This window comes from Amycolatopsis sp. cmx-4-61, assembly GCF_046548775.1.
Lineage (GTDB): Bacteria > Actinomycetota > Actinomycetes > Mycobacteriales > Pseudonocardiaceae > Amycolatopsis.
In genome coordinates, this window is sequence record NZ_JAEBEI010000004.1 from 67661 (window position 1) to 83266 (window position 15606).

Consider the following 15606-nt stretch of genomic DNA (forward strand, 5'->3'; position numbering starts at 1 on the left):
ATGGCCGAGGAGCCGCGCGAGATCCGCGTCGGGAACGAGCCGCTGTCGTGGAGCGAGGTCGCCGACGCGGTCTGGCTGGCTGCGGCGCTCCGCCGGTCGTCGGGACAGCCGGACAGTGACCCGCAGCCGCCCCTCCCGCCTACTCCGGAGCCGGCACCCGAGGCGCCGCCACCATCGGCCCGCGAACCGGAGCCGGGGAAGGCCCCACGGCCGGTCGGGGCGCCCGAACTGATGGCCAGGCAGCAACGGCATCGCAATGTCGGAGGGTCCGCCCGGGACGTCCACGTCGGCAGTCGTCCGGGGGCGCTGCCGAACGGCCGGGCCCCGAAGCCGGGGACCATGCCGGGTGGCCCGGACATCCTGCGGTCCCTGCGACCGTTGAAGCAGCTGCGCCCTTCCACTCGGGACGACGACCTCCAGCTGGACGAGGAGTCGACCGCTGAGCAAGCCGCACAGGACGGCCTTTGGCTGCCCGTGGTGAAGCCCGCTCCGACGACTCGTGTCCTCGATCTGACGGTGGTGGTCGACGCGGGAGCGTCGATGACGCTGTGGCAGTCCGAAGTCTCGGCGTTTCTGAGACTGGTTCAGCAGCTCGGAGCGTTCCGGACGGTCCGGATCCGGTACCTCGAAACGCAGGCCCGTGCGACCGACGGATCTCTCTCGCCGGTCCTGCGCGGCGGCACACCGGACGCGCCGCAGCACAGCGCGGCCGAACTCCTCGGCTGGTACGGGGACCGGCTTATGTTGGTTGTCACCGACGGTGTCGGCGAGGCGTGGCGGCGCGACCTCGTGTCGCCACTGCTCGCACAGTGGAGCCGTGGCATGCCGGTCGCGCTGGTGCACCTGTTGCCCCAGTACATGTGGAAGAAGGGCGGGTTGCCGTTGCACCGGGCCCTGCTTGCCTCGCCCGGTCCGTTCCGGCCGAACCGCCGTTACGGGTTCGAGCTGCCGGACGCCTGGATGACCATGGCGGATCCGGAAAAGACCGCGGCCGGTGCAATACCGGTACCCGTTCTCGAACTGGAGGGCCGGTGGTTCAGCTGGTGGGTGCGCTTCGTTTCGCGCACGGTCACCGACGCGGTACCGGGTACGGTCATGCTCGCCCGCGACCAGCCACTGCCTGAGCCGGCGGACGACGACGAGCCCGTGGCGCCGCTGTCGGCCGAGGAGCGGGTCCGGCGGTTCGTGGGTGCCGCCACACCGCCGGCGCTCCGGCTTGCGACTTTGCTGGCCGCGGTTCCGGTCAGTCTGCCGATCGCACGATTCGTCCGCGCGGAGCTCGTGCCAGAGGCGGGGACGGCCCATCTCGCCGAGGTGTTCACGAGTGGTCTCCTTGCCCCGCCCGAGACGAGCACAAGTGAAGACGACGCCGTTTTCGAGTTACCGATCCCGATACGCGAGGCGCTGCTCGCGGCCGGACGGCGAGCCGAGACCGTGCGGGTGGTCGCCGCGACCGGGCAGCGGTTCGGCGAGCGGCACCCCGTGTTGCTGAAGATCGCCGACGCACTCGCCGATCCGGACCGCGCCGCGCTGCCAGACGACACGGCAGACATCTCGCTCGAACGAGTTGTCATGCGCGCGCTCTCGGGCCCGTATGCCTGGCGAGCCGAGCGCTTGCAGGCTCGGGAGCACGAGCTCGCGGCCGCGGAGGATGACCGGGAGGTCGTCACGGAGGACGGCGAGGCTCCGCCCACCGCCGCCGAGTCGGGCCTCGCGGCGGAGCGGGGGGTAACGGACGTCCGGGAAGAAGCGGCCACCTCTCTGCGCCGGGTGCGGCGGATCACCACCGACGCCCCGGTCGTCTGGGGCGCGGTTCCCGCCCGCAATCCGGAGTTCATCGGCCGCCGCGAACTGCTCGACCACCTGACGGCAAGCCTGAGGCCGGCAGGCTGCGCGATCTTGCACGGACCCGGAGGTCTCGGCAAAACCCAGATCGCGGTCGAATACATCTACCGGCAGCTGCGCGACCATGACCTCGTCTGGTGGGTCAGCGCGCTTCACGAGTCGCAGATCCGCGCCTCCCTGAGCGAGCTCGCCCGGCAGCTCCGGTTGCCGGGCGCCGAAGAGGCCCTTACCGCGGTGCCCGCCGTCCTGGCCGCCTTGCGCGCCGGCAAGCCCTACCGCCGCTGGCTGCTCGTCTTCGACGCGGCCGACCATCCGGCGTCCCTCCTGCCGTTCTTGCCGACCGACGGACCGGGCCGGACATTGGTCACTACACGGGACGGCGCTCCGGCCGGCTTTCCGGGGGAATCCATTCCGATAGGCCGGTTCACCCGCGCGGAGAGCATCGAGTTGCTGCGCCACCGGGACCCCGCCGTTGCGGAAGGGGAGGCTGATGCGCTCGCGCAAAAGCTGGGTGATCTGCCGATCGCGCTGGTGCAGGCCGCGGCGTGGCGTGCCGAAAGCGGAATCCCGGTCACCGAGTACATCAGGCTGCTGGACGAAAAAGTAGCCGAGATCCTGTCGACGTCGCCGCGGACGTCGGACGACGAGATCGCCGCGGCAGCCGCCTGGGACGTCTCGTTCGACGGCCTTGCCGTCCGCAATCCGGCCGCGCATCAGCTGCTCCAGGTTTGTGCGTTCTTCGCGACCGAACCGATCTCCCGCAGCCTGTTCGCCGGAGTACGGGGTGTTTCGATCGCTCCCGAGCTGGACACCGCGATGCGGGATCCCGACCTGCTGGACCGGGCGCTCCGGGACATCAACCGATGCCGGCTGGCCAATCTGGATCACCGCAGTGGCGGCTTGCTCCTGCACCGGCTCGCGCAACTGGCGTTGCGGCGGGGGATGTCGGCCAAGACGCGTGCCGAAATGCGCCACGGTGCCGCCCTCCTGCTGGCCAACCTTGATCCGAACGACCCCGAGACAGCGCCGCTGTGGCCGCGCTACCAGTTGGTGCTGCCGCACCTGCGGCCCGCAGGCCTGATCGACTGCGACGACCCGTGGGTGCGGCGATTGCTGCTCAACGTGATGAAGTTCCTGTACTTCTCCGGTGATCACGCCGGGGCGCTGGCGCTGGCCGAAGAAGCCGCGACAACCTGGACGAACCGGTATGGCGAGGAAGACGCTCAGACCTTGGCCGCTTCCGAGGAGCTCGGGCGCATGCTCTGGGTGCTCGGCCGGTACGAGGCATCGGCACAGGTCAGCGGGCGGACGTTGCGGCTCTACCGCCGAACCGCAGGGCCGGATTCGGAACAGGCCCTGCGCGCGGAGATGCTGGTGGCCGTCGGGCTCAAGGCCAACGGCGACTTCTCGACGGCACGGGATCTGAACCGGAGGACATACGAGAGGGCCCGCTCCCTGTTCGGCGACGACGACCCGTCGACCCTGCGCGCGGCACACGATTTGGTCGTGTCGCTGCTGCTGGTGGGGGAGTACGAACAGGCGCGCTGGCTCAGTGAAGACACTTATGAACGCCGGTCGGAAGTCCTTGGGTACGACAACTGGGAAACCATCCTCACGCTCAACATCATGATCATCTGCCGACGCGAACTCGGTGACTACTCCTGGGCGCGCATCGAGCAACAAAAGGTCGTGGAACGGGTGCGCGGTCTCTTCGGCTCGGATACCGACGGCGTCGTCCGGCGCGACTACCACCTCGCCGTCGCGCAGCGGAAGGACGGGCACCACGGGGCTGCGCTGAACCTGTCCGGCAGCGCGTTGGAACGCTTCCGGTACAAGTACGGACCGGACCACCCGAACGCGCTGGCCTGCGCTCTGGCCCATTCGCTGGACCTGCGTAACGCGGGTGAGCTGGCGGCCTCACTCGAGCTCGGCGAACAAGTCCTTTCGCTGTACCGGGCAAACATGGGTGATCGGCACCCACACACCCTGCTGGCGGACGCGGACGTCGGGGTGACCCTGCGACTGCTCGGGGATCCGGCGGCCGCATCGAGCCGAAACGAACGGGTGCTGACGGAGCTGCGGGACCGGCTGGGCCCCTCCCATCCGCACGTCCTGGCGTGCTCGATCAACACCGCGAACGACTGGTACGCACTCGGAGACGTGCAGCGTTCCCTGCGGATGAACACCGAAACCCTCGCACGGCTGCGGCAGGCGTTGCCCGACAGCCATCCCGTGACGCTCGCGGCCCGGCTCAACCGAGCCTTGGACCTCGAACGGCTCGGTCGCATCAGAGAAGCGGTCAGCCAGCACCAGGAGGTGATCGGCACGATCGGCCGGGTGCTCCGGCCGGGTCACCCCGCGATCGATGCCGCGGAAAACGCGGTGCGCGCGGAGTGCGATATCGATCCGATGCCCCTGTGACTCGGTCAGGAAAACCTTGCGCCCGTCCAAGCAGCCAGTTCTTCGACGCCGGGGGAACCGCTTGCGGTGCGCAGCTTCCGGTGCACCGCGCGGACGAGCTGGGGTGCGGAGAGAAGAGCCCGCTTGGCCGGGCCGTCCGGGAGCGACAGACCCAGGCCGATCAACGCCGAGGCGTGGTCCGGGTCCGCCGCGAGTTCCGCGGCGTAGGCAGCCCGGGCTTCGGCGACCCGGCCGTCGACCAGCAGGCGGTCGGCCTCCAGCACGTCCGGTACGAGTGACCACAACTGCGCCAGCCGGGTTTCTCCGTTCTCACCCAGCCGAACCCGGACCAGGTCGGCGCGGGCATTCGGCCAGTCGCCGTCCGATACGGTGTCCAGCCGGCCTCCTGCTGCGACTGACGGGCAGGGGAGTCCGTCCTGCCACGCCTGCACGAGTTCGGCCACCGTCCCGGGTTCGGGGCGGAGGTGGCGAAGCCGCCAGCCGGCGTCGTGATCAACGGCCAGGGTGTCCGCCCACTGCTTCGCTTCACCCGTCGTCGGTTCGGCCTGCCAAGGACCGAGCACGGCTGCCAGCTCATCCAGGAAGCGCCGTCCCGCGTCGGTCAGGGCCGAGTCTTCGCGAATCGCTTCGAGCGTGTGCCAGCTTTGGATGCGCCAGTGGGCGAATTCGAACGCGGCCAGCAGATCGTCCGGGCAGGCCTTGGAGCGTGCTCGCCAGAATGCCGAGACGCCGAAAAATGCATAGATTCCGTGCACCAGACCGCCGAGCGGCCGGGGATCTTCCCGCCACGGCGCGTAAAGCCGCTCAGTGCGATCGTCGTCGTGTAGCCGGGCGAGCTGGAGAAGAGCACCCAGTCGAACGTGCTGGAACTCGTGCACTAGCGCAGCGGCGAGGGCCGCCGGTTCGTCCGGGGCCGCGATGACCGCGCTGCCGAATGCTTCGCCCGTCGATGCGCTCGGGAGCCGGAACGGGACCGCCGGCTCCGGCACGATCGACATCAGGCCCGTGGGCAGGACTTCGGCGTACTCGGGCAGGTGTTCGACGATCAGGTTCCAGGCTTCACCGAGCAGGTTTCGCCAATCCGCCGACTCGCTTTCCGCGAGCCGGGCAGGCGGGATGGGGTGGTACAAACCGCGATGCGGGTCCAGATCGTCGAGCCGCAGTTCGAGGACGCGGTCGCAAGCGTCGAACCGGAACGTCCGGAGGGGACTCCAAGCCGGCTGCCCGGGGGCGACACGCGAGTGTTCGCCGACGATCGTGAAAGCTCCCGCTTCCCCGTGCACCTCGGCGGTGGTGAAGCGGTGGCCTGTCGCGAGCCGAGCCGCTCCCAGCGTCGGCAGCACGACAGTTCCGTCCCAGACCGGCACCCGGATGGTGAAGTCGAGGCTCGCGTGGATCGCCGCCGCCGCGGCGAGCGTGTGCAGATAGCCGTAGTGCACCCAAAGCGGGCATTCCCCGATCAGATCCTGCTCGATCAGGCGGGTGGTGTACCCCGCCCAGCTCCCGGTGTAGGGGTGGGCGAGGACCCGCTCCAATGCGCCCGAATCGGCTCGCTGCGCCCGGACCAGCAGATCCCAGGCGGCTTCGGAACCGATCAGTGGTCCGGTCAGCCGCGGATCGGCAGCCGCGCGCTCCACGAGGCCGCACAACAAGAGCAGGCGACGGCTCCGGTCCGCGGTGCGCAGGACATCAACGGCGGCGATCCCACCGCGGCCGGCGGCCAGCAGGTCGAAGGTGTCCCAGGCGATCGAATGCACGTCCGGTTGGGACGAGACGTCGTCCATCGTGCGCACGGAAAACCTTTCGGAGCAGGTCAGTCGACGCGTTTGGCGCCAGCGCCGCTGCCGCTCGCAGTCACCGGGATGTGTGCGGTGCGGCCCACGGCGTGACGGATCGACCGGTGAAGCACGACGGGGTCGAGTTGCCGCACTTCGGACAGGGAGATCGTGCTCAGGTCGAGGAGTTCGGATTTGATCCCCGGTTGTCCATTGCCATCCGGAGATCGCATGCCGATATTTCCTCTTCCGCAACTTAGAAACGACTAGCAAGTCGAACACAATTTAGCAGCCCACGTGTAGCGCCATTCGGGTGACCCTGGTCAAGTGTTTGCGCTGCTTAAGGAGGTTTTTGCCGGGAGAGGTCTGATCAAACACGTGATCGAAGCGACAAGTTGGGCGGATTAGACACGCAGTGTTATGGGATGGTTGCCCTTGGGTACGACTGGGAGGTGAAGCAATTTCAAGCGAGGTGATTGTCGATTTGTCGCGAAAAGATCGAGCGCTCGGTGGCTAGTCGGCAACGCCGAGGACGGTCCGGAGCAACGTCGTCAGCTCCGCTTCGAAGTTCGGCCTCGACGCAACCCGGCGCGTCCGGGCCAGGTCGTTCGCGATCGTCAGTGCCGCGTGCACCGTGATCTTCGCTTCCTTCACCGGCAACGACGGCCGCACTGCTGACAGCAGCGTCACCCACTGGGCCACGTAGTCCCGCTGGACCCGCAGCAGGTCCGCCTTGTCGCGGTCCGGCATCGTCACGCGGTCCGCCGAGAACGACACCAGCAGTTCCGGTGTGCGCAAGATCGTGTGCACGTACGACTCCGCCAAGCGGCGCAACGCCGAGCCTTCGTCGGACGTCCGCAGCGCCCGCTCGGCGGCCAAGGCCAGGCGATCCGCCGCCCGGTGGCCGATTGCCACCATCAATGCCGCCTTGCTCGGGAAGTGGCGGTAGATGCTCGGTCCGGCTATGCCCGCCGCCGCTCCGATGTCCTCCATGCTCACGTCGTGGTAGCCGCGCTGGGCGAACAACGTCGTTGCCTCCGCCAGGACCTGCTCGCGGCGGGACGGGGTGCCCAGGCTCAACCCCGGCGAAGGCGGCGGGGTGGACGATGCCGGGAGTGTGGTGTTCAGCACACCGAGGGCCAGTTCGACCAGCAACTGAGCGAAGCGGCGGCGGGCCACCGACGTGTGGTGGACCGACACGCTCCCGAACACCGACAGCGCCGCCCAGCAGAGCAGCTCCGCGTCTTCGGACGGCAGCTCCGGGCGCCTGGCCAGCAGCGCCTTCGACCACGCCGTCAGGGCCAGCGCCGACCGGCGGGCGATCTCGCGTTGGTCCTCCTTCGGGAGATGGCGGCCTTCCCAGCGCCACAACGCCGCTATTTCGCGACGCTCGACCGCCTGGGTTGCCAGGCGGCTCAACAAGGATTCCAGCTGGTCAGACGGCTGGACCGCGTCCGACAGGGCCTCCGCCGTCGCCGCCTCCATGTCCTCGAAGCCGCTCAGGACCACGTACGCCAGGATTGCCTGCTTGTCCGCGAAATGGCGGTACAACGCCGGGCCCGTGACGCCCGCCGCGTCCGCGATGTCCTTGATGCCGACCCCGGGGAAGCCGCGGGCGCGGAACAGCTCCGCCGCCACCGTGGCCAGCTGGGCCTTGCGGTCGCGGGGGCGCGCACTACGCACAGAGTCGGTCATGGTGAGTGAACGATAGCGGCTAACGGCACAGCTGCAACCCATTGACACCTTGGGGTTATCCGACGATATGTTAATGGGCATTAGCCCTACTGGCCGGTATAGTCGGTCACGGTACGACGACGTCCCATCCCGCTCGCGAGGAGTTGTTCAGTGAGTAGCGAGGCCTACATCTACGAGGCGATCCGCACGCCTCGCGGCAAGAACAAGGGCGGTGCCCTGCACGGCACCAAGCCGGTCGACCTGGTGGTCGGCCTGATCAACGAACTGAAGGTCCGCCACCCGAACCTCGACCCCGCCGCGATCGACGACGTCGTGCTCGGCGTCGTCTCGCCGGTCGGCGAGCAGGGCGCCGTCATCGCGCGCACCGCCGCACTCAACGCGGGCCTGCCCGAGACCGTCGCCGGCGTGCAGCTGAACCGCTTCTGCGCCTCCGGGCTCGAGGCCACCAACACCGCCGCGCAGAAGGTCCGCTCGGGCTGGGACAACCTGATCATCGCCGGTGGTGTCGAGTCGATGTCGCGCGTGCCGATGGGCTCCGACGGCGGTGCGCTGTTCATGGACCCGGCCACCGCGTACGACAACTACATCGTCCCGCAGGGCACCGGCGCCGACCTGATCGCGACCATCGAGGGCTTCTCCCGCGAGGACGTCGACCGCTGGGCCGTCCGCTCGCAGGACCGCGCCGAGGCGGCCTGGTCCGGCGGCTACTTCGCCAAGTCCGTCGTGCCGGTCAAGGACATCAACGGCGTCACGATCCTGGACCACGACGAGCACCGCCGCCCCGGCTCCACCGTCGAGGGCCTCGGCAAGCTCAAGCCCGCCTTCGCCGGCATCGGCGAGCTGGGCGGCTTCGACGCCGTCGCGCTGCAGAAGTACCACTCGGTCGAGAAGATCAACCACGTCCACACCGGCGGCAACTCCTCCGGCATCGTCGACGGCGCCGCGCTGGTGCTGGTCGGGTCCGAGCAGGTCGGCAAGACCTTCGGGCTGACCCCGCGCGCCCGGATCGTGGCGACCGCGTCGATCGGCTCCGAGCCGACGATCATGCTCACCGGCCCCACGCCGGCCACCGAAAAGGTCCTGAAGGCCGCGGGTCTCAAGCCCGAGGACATCGACCTGTGGGAGCTCAACGAGGCGTTCGCGTCCGTCGTGCTCAAGTGGATCAAGGACCTGCACCTCGACGAGGAGAAGGTCAACGTCAACGGCGGCGCGATCGCCATGGGCCACCCGCTCGGCGCCACCGGCGCGATGCTGGTCGGCACGGTCGTCGACGAGCTGGAACGCCGCCAGGCGCGTCGCGCGCTGGTGACCCTGTGCATCGGCGGCGGCATGGGCGTCGCGACCATCATCGAGCGGGTGTGAGGACACAAATGGCCGAGAGCAAGACCATCCGCTGGGACCAGGACGAAGACGGCATCGTCACCCTGACCCTGGACGACCCGAACCAGTCGGCGAACACGATGAACGCCGCCTTCCGCGAGTCGCTGGGTGTCACGGTCGACCGGCTGGAGGCGGAGAAGGACACCATCACCGGTGTCGTCATCACCTCCGCGAAGAAGACGTTCTTCGCCGGCGGGGACCTGAACGACCTCATCCGGGCCAAGCCGGAGCACGCGGTCGAGCTGACCGAGGGCAGCACCCTGATGAAGGGGCAGATGCGCCGCATCGAGCAGCTCGGCAAGCCGGTCGTCGCGGCGATCAACGGCGCCGCGCTCGGCGGTGGCCTCGAGATCGCGCTGGCGACGCACCACCGCATCGCCGCCGACGTCAAGGGCAGCCAGCTCGGCCTGCCCGAAGTGACGCTGGGCCTGCTGCCCGGCGGCGGTGGCGTGGTCCGCACCGTGCGCCTGCTCGGCATCCAGAGCGCGCTGCTGAACGTCCTCCTGCAGGGCCAGCGGCACCGCCCGGCCAAGGCGCTCGAGCTCGGGCTGGTGCACGAGCTCGTCGGCACGGTCGAGGAGCTCGTGCCCGCCGCGAAGGCGTGGATCAAGGCGAACCCCGAGGGCGGCGTGCAGCCGTGGGACGTCAAGGGCTACAAGATCCCCGGCGGCACCCCGTCGAACCCGAGCTTCGCGGCCAACCTGCCGGCGTTCCCGGCGAACCTGCGCAAGCAGATCAAGGGCGCGAACATGCCGGCGCCGCGGGCGATCCTGGCCGCCGCGATCGAGGGCGCGCAGGTCGACTTCGACACCGCGCAGCTGATCGAGACGCGCTACTTCATCCACCTCGCCACCGGCCAGGTCTCGAAGAACATGACGAAGGCGTTCTTCTTCGACCTGCAGACCATCAACTCCGGCGGCTCGCGCCCGGACGGCTTCGAGAAGTACACGGCCAAGAAGGTCGGTGTCCTCGGCGCCGGGATGATGGGCGCCGCGATCGCGTACGTCTCGGCGAAGGCCGGCATCGACGTCGTCCTCAAGGACGTCTCGCTCGAGGCGGCCGAGAAGGGCAAGGGCTACGCGGTCAAGCTGGAGGAGAAGGCCCTCTCGCGCGGCAAGACCACGCAGGAGAAGTCGGACGCGCTGCTGGCGAAGATCAAGCCGACCGGTGACCCGGCCGACTTCGCGGGCGTCGACTTCGTCATCGAGGCCGTCTTCGAGAGCGTCGAGCTGAAGCACAAGGTGTTCGGCGAGATCGAAGGCGTCGTGAACGCCGACGCGGTCCTGGGCTCCAACACCTCCACGCTGCCGATCACCACGCTCGCCGAGGGCGTGCAGCGGCAGGAGGACTTCATCGGGATCCACTTCTTCTCGCCGGTGGACAAGATGCCGCTGGTCGAGATCATCTGCGGTGAGAAGACGTCGCCGGCCACGCTGGCGAAGGTCTTCGACTACACGCTGCAGATCAAGAAGACCCCGATCGTCGTCAACGACAGCCGAGGCTTCTTCACCTCGCGGGTGATCGGCACGTTCATCAACGAGGCCGTCGCCGCACTGGGCGAGGGCGTCGAGCCGGCGTCGATCGAGCAGGCCGGTGCGCAGGCGGGCTACCCGGCGCCGCCGCTGCAGCTGATGGACGAGCTGACGCTGACCCTGCCGCGCAAGATCCGCAAGGAGACGCGCGAGGCGGTCGAGGCCGCGGGCGGCACGTGGAAGTCGCACGCGTCGGAGGCCGTGATCGACCGGATGGTCGAGGAGTTCGACCGCAAGGGCCGCTCGACGGGTGCGGGCTTCTACGAGTACGACGCCGAAGGCAAGCGCGCCGGCCTGTGGCCGGGCCTGCGCGACGCGTTCAAGTCCGGTTCGGCGGAGGTGCCGTTCGAGGACCTCAAGGAGCGGATGCTCTTCGCCGAGGCCCTCGAGACGGTGAAGTGCTTCGACGAAGGCGTGCTGACGTCGGTGGCCGACGCCAACATCGGCTCCATCTTCGGCATCGGCTTCCCGGCGTGGACCGGTGGCGTCATCCAGTACATCAACCAGTACGAGGGTGGCCTGCAGGGCTTCGTCGACCGGGCCCGTGAGCTCGCGGCCCGCTACGGCGACCACTTCGAGCCGCCCGCTTCGCTGGTGGAGAAGGCCGCCAAGGGCGAGATCTACGAATAGGCCGTGGTGAAAACGGGCCGTTCCCCGCGCGGGGAACGGCCCGTTTCCGTCACAGGGCGACGGCGACTTCCGCGTGGTGCACGCGGTCGTCCCAGCGGCTCAGCGCTCGCCGTCCGCCTTCTTCGACACGCGCTTCTTCGTAGCTGTCTCCGGCGAAGCCCCGTACGGCGTCGAGGTCGGTGAAGAACGTGATCGAGGTGAACTCGACCTCCTCGCCGTCCGTCCGGCGCAGCAGCCGGGCGCCGCGGAAGCCGGGCAGGTCCCGCAGGTGCTCCGCCACTTCGCTCTCGTAGTGCCGCTGGTAGTCGTCGGCCGTCGCGGCGGGCGCCCAGCCCCGCCAGGTGCGTGCGATCATCCGGTTCCCCTGTCCGTGAAGGACTGTCGACGCTACAGCGACCGGACGAGCTCGTCGATCGAGTGGAGTCAGGGCTCCAGCGCCAGGTGCGGCAGCCGCCGGTCCAGCCACCGCGGCAGCCACCACGCCCGCGCCCCCAGCAGCCGCATGACGGCCGGGACCACCAGGCACCGGATCACCACCGCGTCCAGCAGGACCGCGACCGCCAAGCCGAGGCCGAACTGGGCCAGCATGCGGGACGGGTCCAGCAGGAACGCGCCGAACACCAGCACCATGATCGCGCCCGCCGCGGTGATCACCGCGCCCGTCGAGGCCAGGCCTTCGCGCACCGCCAGCTGGGCGTCGCCGGTCCGGCGCCACTCCTCGTGCATGCGGGACACCAGGAACACCTCGTAGTCCATCGACAGCCCGAAGACGATCGCGAAGATCATCACCGGGACGAACGCCTCGATCGGGCCCGGCTGCGCGCCGAACCAGCCGTCGCCGAACACCAGGGTCATCACGCCCAGGGACGCGCCGATGCTCAGCAGGTTCAGCAGCGCCGCCTTGAGCGGAACCAGCACCGAGCGGAACACCAGCATCAGCAGCAACGCCGACAGCCCGACGACGACCAGCACGAACAGCGGCAGCCGGTCCGCGACGGCGTCGGCGAAGTCCGTCGCGGCCGCCACCGAGCCGCCGACCAGGTAGTGCCCCGGCAGCGTCGGCAGGACTTCGGTCCGCAGCCGCGTCACCAGCTCCGCGGTCGCCGAGTCCTGGGGTGACGTCGTCGGGAACACCAGGACCGTCCGGCCCGTGGGCGGCAGGGCTCGGGCGATGCCCGGGGTCGACGAAAGTGTCCGCTGCAGCGCGAGGGGGTCGCCGTCCTCGGTCACGATCGCGAGCGGGCCCGTGAAGCCCGGGCCGAAGCCCTCGGCCAGCAGCTCGTACGCCTCCCGCGTGGTCGAACCGGCCGGGTCGGTGCTCGCGTCGGCGAAGCCGAGCCGCAGGCCCGCGGCCGGAACGGACAGTCCGATGAGGACGGTCAAGCCGATGATCAGCGGGGCCCACGGACGGCGCTGGACACCGTCGGCGAGCCGTCGCCACGCCTTGCCGTGGTCGCGCCGGAGCGCGTGCCGCCGGATGCCGCGTTCGAGCCGCTTGCCGAACAGCGAGAGCAGCGCGGGCAGCAGCGTCACGGACGCGAGCATCGTCATCAGGACGGTGAGCGCGACGGACAGCGCGACCCCGCGCAGGCCGCCGAGCCCGAGCGCCAGCAGGCCGAGGAGCGCGATGATCACCGTCGTCCCGGCGAACAGCACCGAGCGGCCGGCGGTGTCGAGAGCCCGCCGCGCGGCGGATTCGCGGTCGTGACCGGCCAGGATTTCGGAGCGGTAGCGGGAAAAGACGAGCAGCGCGTAGTCGACGCCGACACCGAACCCGACCAGCATCATCAGGGGCGAGGTGTAGCTCGCGATGTCGACGAAGTGCGAGACGACCGTGATCACCCCCAGCGTGCTGCCGACGGCGAACACCGCGGTGATGACCGGCAGCCCGGCCGCGAGCAGCGAGCGGAACAGGAACACGAGGATGACCAGCGCCGCGAGCAGGCCGACGCCTTCCGCGGGGCCGCCGCTCTTGGCGATCCGCTCGATCGGGTCCCCGGCCAGGGCGACTTCGACCGGCCCGGCCCGCTTCGCGGTGTCGGCGAACTTCACGATGCCGTCGTAGGGCAAATCGGTCGAGGCCGCGTCGAAGGTGACGGTGGCGTACCCGATCCGCCCGCCGGGCGCGAGCGTCTCGGTCACCGACCGCACGTGCGGCAGGGAGCGGACTTCGCCCAGCATGGTGTCGATCGGTGCGCGGTGCGCGGCGAGCCCGTCGCCGGCCTTCAGCACGATCTGCGCGCTCGCGCCGGCCTGCGCGGTGTTGTGCAGCAGGTCGACGACCTGCTGGGATTCGGTGCCGGGCAACGAGTTGTCGTCGTGGAACGCGCTGCCGGCGAGCCGGGACGTGAACGTGACGCCGAGGAGAACGAGGGCCCAGAGCGCGACGGCGAGCCACCGGTGGTGCTGCGCCCAGCCGGCCAGCCGGGCCAGGCGGCCGCCGGGGGTACGGGTGATGGTGTCCATGGTGGACAAGGATTCGCGAGCCGGGCCCTACCGCGCGTCGCGCAGCGGAGGACACTTCGCGTGCTCCCGGGGGTGTCCCTTAAGGCCGGTCCCGTACACCCGCGGGAGTACGGCTCAGGGGGCGAGCCACCTCGGCGTCACCGCGCCGGACTCGTAGGCGAGGACGACCAGCTGCGCCCGGTCGTGCGTGCCGGTCTTGGTCATGATGCGGCTGACGTGCGTTTTCGCCGTCGCCGGGCTGAGGGTGAGCTCGCGCGCGATCTGGTCGTTCGACAGCCCGGCCGCGACCAGGGACAGCACTTCGCGTTCGCGGTCGGTGAGCCGGTCCAGTGCCGGGGACGGCGCCGGACGGGTGCCGCGCGCGGCGAACTCCGCGATCAGCCGCCGGGTGATCGACGGCGCCAGCAGCGCGTCACCGCGGGCGACCACCCGCACGGCGTGGATCAGCTCCTCGGGCTCGGTGTCCTTGACCAGGAACCCGCTCGCGCCCGCCCGCAGCGCGCCGTAGACGTCTTCGTCGAGGTCGAACGTCGTGAGGATGACGACCTTGGCCCGCACCGCCGGGTCTTCGAGCAGGTGCCGGGTGGCGGCGAGGCCGTCGAGCACCGGCATCCGGATGTCCATCAGCACGACGTCGGGGTGGTGGTCGTGCGCGGCCTGCAGCGCTTCGCGCCCGTCCGCGGCCTCGGCCACGACGGTGATGTCGGCCTCGCCGTCCAAAATGGACCGGAAGCCGGCGCGGACGAGCCGCTGGTCGTCGACGAGCAGGACCCGGATCATCGGCCCATCATCGCACCGGCAGCCGGGCGCGCACCCGGAAGCCGCCGCCTTCCCGGGGCGCCGCGGTCAGTTCGCCGCCGAGCGCCCGCGCGCGTTCGGCCATCCCGCGGATGCCGTTGCCGGCCGCGGCCGCACCGCCGCGGCCGTCGTCGTCGACCGCCACGGTCAGCTCGTCGGCGCCGTAGCCGAGGCGGACGACGACGTTCCGCGCGCCGGCGTGCTTGGCCACGTTCGTCAGCGCCTCCTGGACCACCCGGAACGCCGCGTGCTCGACGTCCGGCGGCAGGTCACGGGCGACGCCGTCGATCTCGGTCCGGACGGTCAGCCCGGAGGCGCCGACCGATTCGGCCAGCTCGGCGACCCGCTGGAGGCCGGGGCCGCCGGCCTGGCGGAGCATGCCGAGCGTCGCGCGCAACTCCTGGAGTGCGGTCTTGCTGGCGTCCTTGATCGCCCCGAGCGCCTCCTCGGCCTGCCCGGGGTCACGCCGGTGCAGCGCGGCGCCGGCCTGGACGTTGATCAGCGCGAGGTGGTGGCCGAGGACGTCGTGCAGCTCGCGGGCGATGCGCAGGCGTTCGTCGGTGGCGCGCGCCCGCGCCTCGGCCTCCTTGGTGCGCTCGGCCTCGGCGCGGTAGTGCGCGACGGCGCCGCCGGCGACCAGGGCGACGAACCAGCCGGTCATCAGGAAGAAGGCGAAGTTGTCGACGTGCCGCCCGGTCCGCGAGCTGATTTCCCCCGCGGTGACGCCGGCCATCGCGGCGACGACGAGCAGCGCGGCCCCGCGGATCCGGCCCGCTGCAGCGGCGTTGTAGAGGGCGTAGGCGAAGGCCAGCAGGACCAGGCCGTCGGGGTCGGTGAGCGGGTAGTAGACCGCGCAGCAGACGAGCGCGAACCCGGCGACGCCCAGCGGGTACCGGCGCCGGAAGAAGAGGGCGGCGCAGCAGAGGAGGGTGAGCGCCCAGCCGAGGGCGGCGTGGTGGGCGGGCTTGGCCCCGTCGTTGAGGACGGCGAACAGCGAGCCGACGAGCACCGCGACGACGACGGCGAGCTCGGCCGCGTACCGCCGTAGCCAGGACATGGGGCGA

The 15606-nt window shown here is 70.1% G+C and carries 10 protein-coding genes; 3 read left to right on the forward strand and 7 right to left on the reverse strand.

Annotated elements, in window-relative coordinates; genetic code table 11:
• Positions 1 to 4266, forward strand: coding sequence for an FxSxx-COOH system tetratricopeptide repeat protein (fxsT, locus tag ACLJOU_RS15050; protein WP_410567706.1), 4266 nt, complete (start codon positions 1 to 3; stop codon positions 4264 to 4266).
• A 5-nt stretch (positions 4267 to 4271) separates the two neighbouring features.
• Here fxsT and ACLJOU_RS15055 read toward each other — a convergent pair whose 3' ends face one another.
• The 3 genes from ACLJOU_RS15055 to ACLJOU_RS15065 form a co-directional block, all read right to left on the reverse strand.
• Positions 4272 to 6050 (reverse strand): HEXXH motif domain-containing protein, encoded by a 1779-nt coding sequence (locus ACLJOU_RS15055; protein WP_410568332.1) that lies wholly within the window; start codon positions 6048 to 6050, stop codon positions 4272 to 4274.
• A 29-nt stretch (positions 6051 to 6079) separates the two neighbouring features.
• On the reverse strand, positions 6080 to 6274 hold the full coding sequence (locus ACLJOU_RS15060) for a hypothetical protein (protein ID WP_410567707.1): 195 nt from the start codon (positions 6272 to 6274) through the stop codon (positions 6080 to 6082).
• Between the two features lie 280 nt (positions 6275 to 6554).
• On the reverse strand, positions 6555 to 7736 hold the full coding sequence (locus ACLJOU_RS15065; protein ID WP_410567709.1) for a TetR/AcrR family transcriptional regulator: 1182 nt from the start codon (positions 7734 to 7736) through the stop codon (positions 6555 to 6557).
• Positions 7737 to 7886: 150 nt separating this feature from the next.
• Between ACLJOU_RS15065 and ACLJOU_RS15070 the strand changes: the two genes are divergently transcribed.
• Positions 7887 to 9098, forward strand: a complete 1212-nt coding sequence (locus tag ACLJOU_RS15070) for an acetyl-CoA C-acetyltransferase (RefSeq protein WP_410567710.1) — start codon at positions 7887 to 7889, stop codon at positions 9096 to 9098.
• A gap of 8 nt (positions 9099 to 9106) precedes the next feature.
• Positions 9107 to 11278: a 3-hydroxyacyl-CoA dehydrogenase NAD-binding domain-containing protein gene (locus ACLJOU_RS15075; RefSeq protein WP_410567712.1), complete on the forward strand. Its 2172-nt coding sequence runs from the start codon at positions 9107 to 9109 to the stop codon at positions 11276 to 11278.
• A 49-nt stretch (positions 11279 to 11327) separates the two neighbouring features.
• On the opposite strand, the gene ACLJOU_RS15080 is transcribed toward ACLJOU_RS15075, so the two are convergent.
• From ACLJOU_RS15080 to ACLJOU_RS15095, 4 genes are all read right to left on the reverse strand, one after another.
• Entirely contained in the window at positions 11328 to 11633 is a 306-nt protein-coding gene (locus tag ACLJOU_RS15080; RefSeq protein ID WP_410567714.1) for an antibiotic biosynthesis monooxygenase family protein, read from the reverse strand.
• A gap of 68 nt (positions 11634 to 11701) precedes the next feature.
• Positions 11702 to 13744, reverse strand: coding sequence for an MMPL family transporter (locus ACLJOU_RS15085; RefSeq protein ID WP_410567715.1), 2043 nt, complete (start codon positions 13742 to 13744; stop codon positions 11702 to 11704).
• 114 nt (positions 13745 to 13858) lie between these two features.
• The gene (locus ACLJOU_RS15090) at positions 13859 to 14524 is read right to left on the reverse strand and encodes a response regulator (protein ID WP_410567717.1); all 666 of its coding nucleotides are present in this window, start codon (positions 14522 to 14524) and stop codon (positions 13859 to 13861) included.
• 7 nt (positions 14525 to 14531) lie between these two features.
• Complete coding sequence (locus ACLJOU_RS15095) at positions 14532 to 15599, reverse strand: sensor histidine kinase (protein WP_410567719.1); 1068 nt, start codon at positions 15597 to 15599, stop codon at positions 14532 to 14534.
• Positions 15600 to 15606 lie beyond the last annotated feature (7 nt).

Excerpts from the sequence above, each read along its gene's own strand:
- fxsT (WP_410567706.1), top strand. The coding sequence starts at position 1 with ATGGCCGAGGAGCCGCGCGAGATCCGCGTCGGGAACGAGCCGCTGTCG.
- ACLJOU_RS15055 (WP_410568332.1), bottom strand. The coding sequence starts at position 6,050 with ATGGACGACGTCTCGTCCCAACCGGACGTGCATTCGATCGCCTGGGAC.
- ACLJOU_RS15060 (WP_410567707.1), bottom strand. The coding sequence starts at position 6,274 with ATGCGATCTCCGGATGGCAATGGACAACCGGGGATCAAATCCGAACTC.
- ACLJOU_RS15065 (WP_410567709.1), bottom strand. The coding sequence starts at position 7,736 with ATGACCGACTCTGTGCGTAGTGCGCGCCCCCGCGACCGCAAGGCCCAG.
- ACLJOU_RS15075 (WP_410567712.1), top strand. The coding sequence starts at position 9,107 with ATGGCCGAGAGCAAGACCATCCGCTGGGACCAGGACGAAGACGGCATC.
- ACLJOU_RS15080 (WP_410567714.1), bottom strand. The coding sequence starts at position 11,633 with ATGATCGCACGCACCTGGCGGGGCTGGGCGCCCGCCGCGACGGCCGAC.
- ACLJOU_RS15085 (WP_410567715.1), bottom strand. The coding sequence starts at position 13,744 with ATGGACACCATCACCCGTACCCCCGGCGGCCGCCTGGCCCGGCTGGCC.
- ACLJOU_RS15090 (WP_410567717.1), bottom strand. The coding sequence starts at position 14,524 with ATGATCCGGGTCCTGCTCGTCGACGACCAGCGGCTCGTCCGCGCCGGC.
- ACLJOU_RS15095 (WP_410567719.1), bottom strand. The coding sequence starts at position 15,599 with ATGTCCTGGCTACGGCGGTACGCGGCCGAGCTCGCCGTCGTCGTCGCG.